Here is a 4,508-nt window from a genome sequence, read left to right on the forward strand (position 1 = left end):
CGCTATATCGGTAGTTAATGGGCCTAAGGTGTAAAAAGGAGCTTCGTCACAAACTTCAATTTGCTTCTCCATATTTTCTTTAATCATGTGCATAGGAACGTGACCTGGACCTTCTATAAAGCACTGTACCTCATGTTTCCGAGCAATTTGCGTTAATTCTCCCAAAGTTTCTAACTCGGCAAACTGGGCTTCATCATTAGCATCGGCTACCGAACCTGGACGTAGACCATCGCCTAAAGAAAAAGCAACGTCATATTGTTTTAATATTTCGCAAATATCCTCGAAATGGGTATATAAAAAGCTTTCTTTATGATGTGCTAAACACCATTTTGCCATAATAGAACCACCGCGAGAAACGATTCCTGTAACTCGTTTTGCCGTCATGGGAACATAGCGTAACAGTACACCTGCATGGATGGTAAAATAATCTACGCCTTGCTCCGCTTGTTCTATTAAGGTATCTCGAAAAATTTCCCAAGTTAAATCTTCTGCTACGCCATTTACTTTTTCTAAAGCTTGGTAAATAGGAACAGTACCTACTGGTACAGGAGAATTACGAACAATCCATTCGCGCGTTTCATGAATATTTTGTCCTGTAGACAAATCCATAATATTATCTGCGCCCCAACGGCAAGCCCAAACAGCTTTTTCTACTTCTTCCTCTATAGAAGATGTGGTAGCTGAGTTTCCTATATTGGCATTTATTTTTACCAAAAAATTACGCCCTAAAATCATAGGCTCTGCCTCTGGATGATTAATATTCGATGGTATTACCGCACGACCACGAGCAACTTCTGACCGAACAAATTCGGGAGTTATTTTCTCTGGAATTGCTGCTCCAAAATGCTCTCCCTTATGCTGCTTTCTTATTTCGGTCATTTGGTCTATTCGCTGATTTTCACGAATAGCAATATATTCCATCTCTGGAGTAATAATTCCTTTTTTTGCGTAATGTATTTGGGTAACATTTGCGCCTTTTTTAGCTCTTAATGGTTTTTTTACCAGTTTAAAACGCATATGATCTAAACTACTATCCTTTATACGCTCGTTGCAATATTCCGAGGTAAAACCTTCTAGTTGTTCTACGTCTCCGCGATCTAGAATCCAACTTTCTTTTATACGCTCAATACCATTATGCACATTAATTTCTTTATTGGGATCGGTATAAGGGCCTGAAGTATCATAAACCGTAACCGGCTCATTGGGTGTTAATTTTCCGGTTAAGGAATCTTTAGTATCACTTAAAGAAATCTCGCGCATAGCTACTTTAAGCTCTGGATAAATCTCTCCTTTTACATATATTTTTTTAGAATTAGGAAAAGGTTTTCTGGTTATTTGACCTTCTTTGGGTGCGGTATCTTTGCTTTTCATTTTTTTGCTTTTAGCTTTTGGCTTTTCGCCTTTAGCATTATTGTTTAATTACGTGTTAAGCTAATTGCCAATGGCCAATAGCTAAAGGCACATTTTATCCTCCTTGAGCTGCTTGTATTATTAAAATTTTATTGTTTGTATTTAATACGTAGGATTCCCAACTAGCATTAGGCACAACAGTATCATCTATAGCAACAGCTACGCCTTGTATAGGCGACTTTAACTGCTGTAAAAGCTGTAAAATAGTGCTGTTTTTTTGAACTTCTATTGGCGATTCGTTGACATAAATAGTAATCATATACAGTATATTTAAATATGCTGTAAATCCTAGAAGGCTAAAACGTCTTTGAAATAAACATACACCAGAAGAATATTGGGTACATTCTATGAAAATGTTGCAAACGCATATTACAATACGTTTTTCAACTTTTCCCTTCGTCGGTACTAACCGCATCAGGTTCAAAGGGTATGTCTCAGTTCCTAAAAATAGGAACACCCCTAAAGTTTACGCTGTAAATGTAAATAAATAATCTAAGTAAGAACACAAAAGAGTATAATTTTATTTTTCCTTTTAATTACCTTGCAGGCATGCAAAATTCTTTGGTAAGTATTCTTATTCCCGTAAAAAATACAGAAGCCTTTTTAGAGGAGTGTCTAGATTCTATACTACAACAAGACTATAAAAATTGGGAAGTTTTAGCTATTGATGATGGCTCTACAGACTCTAGTGCTACCATTCTAAAATCTTATGCAGAAGTAGATTCTAGGATACAAGTATTTACCAATTCTGGCTCTGGTATTATTGATGCCCTACGCTTGGCCTATGCCAAAAGCAATGGTAATTTTATTACTAGAATGGATTCTGATGATATTATGCCAAGCAACAAACTTTCTACTATGGTGGATAGTTTAGTGGAAAAAGGAACAGGTTATTTAGCTACCGGAAAGGTATTATATTTTGCAAAAGAAGGTATTAGTAACGGGTATGCCCGTTATGAATCTTGGCTAAACTCCTTAACCGAAAAAGGAGACAATTTTAAAGAAATTTATAAAGAGTGCGTAATACCTTCTCCCTGCTGGATGGCACACAAAGAAGATTTTGATTCTAGCGGGGCATTTTTCTCTAGCAGATACCCCGAGGATTACGACTTAGCTTTTCGATTTTACGAGAATGGGTTAAAAGTAATTCCATGCGATACAATATTGCACCATTGGCGAGATTACAGTTACCGTACTTCTAGAACTAGCGAGCATTATGCGGCTAACTATTTTATTGATTTAAAGATGCATTATTTTTTGCAACTAGATTTTAACCCCAATAGGCCTCTTGCCCTTTGGGGAGCAGGAAACAAAGGAAAAGAAATTGCCAAAATATTAAACAAAAAAAATGTTCCTTTTACTTGGCATTGCGACAACCCAAAGAAGATAGGTAAAACTATTTATGAGAATATAATACAACATTTTAATACCATTGCTGATTTGCAAAATGCCCAATGTATAGTTACTGTTGCTAACCAAGAAGAACAATTAGAAATAAAAACTTTCTTTAAAGAAAGGAATAAAAAGCAAGGCAAAGATTACTATCTCTTCTGTTAGAATCTATTTTTTAAAATATTGCAATATAATTCGAAGGCAAACCAATAAACAGATGCACATTTTTTAAGTATCTTTGGGAAATTAATATGATGAATGCAGTTTAAATATCCAGAACTTCTTTGGGGGCTTTTTCTACTAGTTATCCCTATTATTATTCATCTTTTTCAGCTCCGAAAATTTAAAAAAACTCCTTTTACAAACGTCAAATTATTAAAGGAAGTTATTTCTGAATCTAGAAAAAGTAATACCCTTAAAAAATGGCTGCTTTTAGTAACTCGATTAGGAATTATAGCCGCTTTAGTACTTGCTTTTGCTCAGCCTTTTTTTGCAAAGAAAACAGCATTAACAACAAAAGAAACGGTAATATATTTAGATAACTCCTTTAGTATGCAAGCTATTAAAGAAAATGGTTCTTTACTTTCTAATGCCGTACAAGAACTGCTAAAAGAAACTCCAAAAGACCAAAAGATAAGTCTGTTTACAAACGATAAGGTTTTTAAAAATGTAGACATTAAAGAGATACAAAATGATTTATTGTCTCTGGATCACAGTACCACTCAATTACCGTTAAATGCAGCTTTACTAAAAGCAAAAACACTCTTCTCAGAAAACGTTTCTTCTATTAAAAACACCATATTGGTTTCTGATTTTCAAGAGAATATGATTTCTTCTGAATTAGATTCTTTAGAAAATAAAAACACCTACTTTGTTGTAAAAAGACCCGATAATAACCTAAATATAAGTATCGATAGTTTATATGTAGATGCTATTATTAATGAAAACATAAATGTAGTAACCAAACTAACTAGTACTACCGAAATAGAAAGTACACCCGTTTCTCTTTATAATGGAGAAAAACTAATCGCTAAAACATCTGCCGTTTTTAATACCAACAAAAAAGCCAATGTAACCTTTACTATACCAAAAAATGAAAGCCTAGAAGGGCAGGTAACTATAATAGATAAAGGTTTAAAATACGATAATAGTTTGTATTTTAATTTGAACCAAAAACCAAAAATCAAAGTACTGGTAATTGGCGAAAACAATTCGTTTTTAAAAAGGATATATACCAAAGATGAATTTACATTTTCGGAATACCATCTAAAAAACCTTAATTACAGTCTGCTGCAAAAACAAAACACCATTGTACTTAACGAAATACAGAATATTCCAAATGCCCTAACTACAGCACTACATTCTTTTACAAAAGAAGGAGGAACTTTAGTGGTGATACCAAGTGTTCCAATAGAAATTAATTCTTATAACAGCCTAACTTCGCACTATTTTTCAACGAAATTAAATAAAAAAAGATCCGAAGAGCATAGTATTTCAAACATCGCTTTTACGCATCCGATTTATTCCCAGGTATTCGAAAAAAAAGTAACTAATTTTCAGTACCCTAAAGTACAATCTAGCTACCCATTGCAAACAAAGGCTACTGTGGCCTTATCCTACACAAACAATGCTTCTTTTTTAGTAGGTCAGAATAACTTTTATCTTTTCAGTGCTTCTTTATCTAAGGAAAATTCTAATTTTAAAAA

4 protein-coding genes and 1 riboswitch are annotated in these 4,508 nt (G+C 33.9%); of the genes, 2 read left to right on the top strand and 2 right to left on the bottom strand.

The features are described from left to right. Window positions 1-1,371, bottom strand: a 1,371-nt coding sequence (gene thiC / locus QZZ51_RS16165; protein WP_291871566.1) for a phosphomethylpyrimidine synthase ThiC, incomplete at its 3' end; no start/stop codon positions are given. 94 nt (window positions 1,372-1,465) lie between these two features. Next, window positions 1,466-1,669 (bottom strand): sulfur carrier protein ThiS, encoded by a 204-nt coding sequence (gene thiS / locus QZZ51_RS16170; protein ID WP_291871568.1) that lies wholly within the window; start codon window positions 1,667-1,669, stop codon window positions 1,466-1,468. Window positions 1,670-1,784: 115 nt separating this feature from the next. Continuing rightward, window positions 1,785-1,881: riboswitch (TPP riboswitch) on the bottom strand. A gap of 78 nt (window positions 1,882-1,959) precedes the next feature. Between thiS and QZZ51_RS16175 the strand changes: the two genes are divergently transcribed. Continuing rightward, the gene (locus tag QZZ51_RS16175; protein WP_291871570.1) at window positions 1,960-2,967 is read left to right on the top strand and encodes a glycosyltransferase family 2 protein; all 1,008 of its coding nucleotides are present in this window, start codon (window positions 1,960-1,962) and stop codon (window positions 2,965-2,967) included. 93 nt (window positions 2,968-3,060) lie between these two features. Next, window positions 3,061-4,508: BatA domain-containing protein (locus QZZ51_RS16180; protein WP_291871572.1), on the top strand; the 1,448-nt coding region annotated here is incomplete at its 3' end.

It is taken from the genome of Maribacter sp. (genome assembly GCF_016744255.1).
In the GTDB taxonomy this organism is placed as follows: Bacteria; Bacteroidota; Bacteroidia; order Flavobacteriales; family Flavobacteriaceae; genus Maribacter_B.

Bases quoted from the DNA above. Each gene is read 5' to 3' on its own strand.
- thiS (WP_291871568.1), bottom strand. From the start codon at position 1,669: ATGATTACTATTTATGTCAACGAATCGCCAATAGAAGTTCAAAAAAAC.
- QZZ51_RS16175 (WP_291871570.1), top strand. From the start codon at position 1,960: ATGCAAAATTCTTTGGTAAGTATTCTTATTCCCGTAAAAAATACAGAA.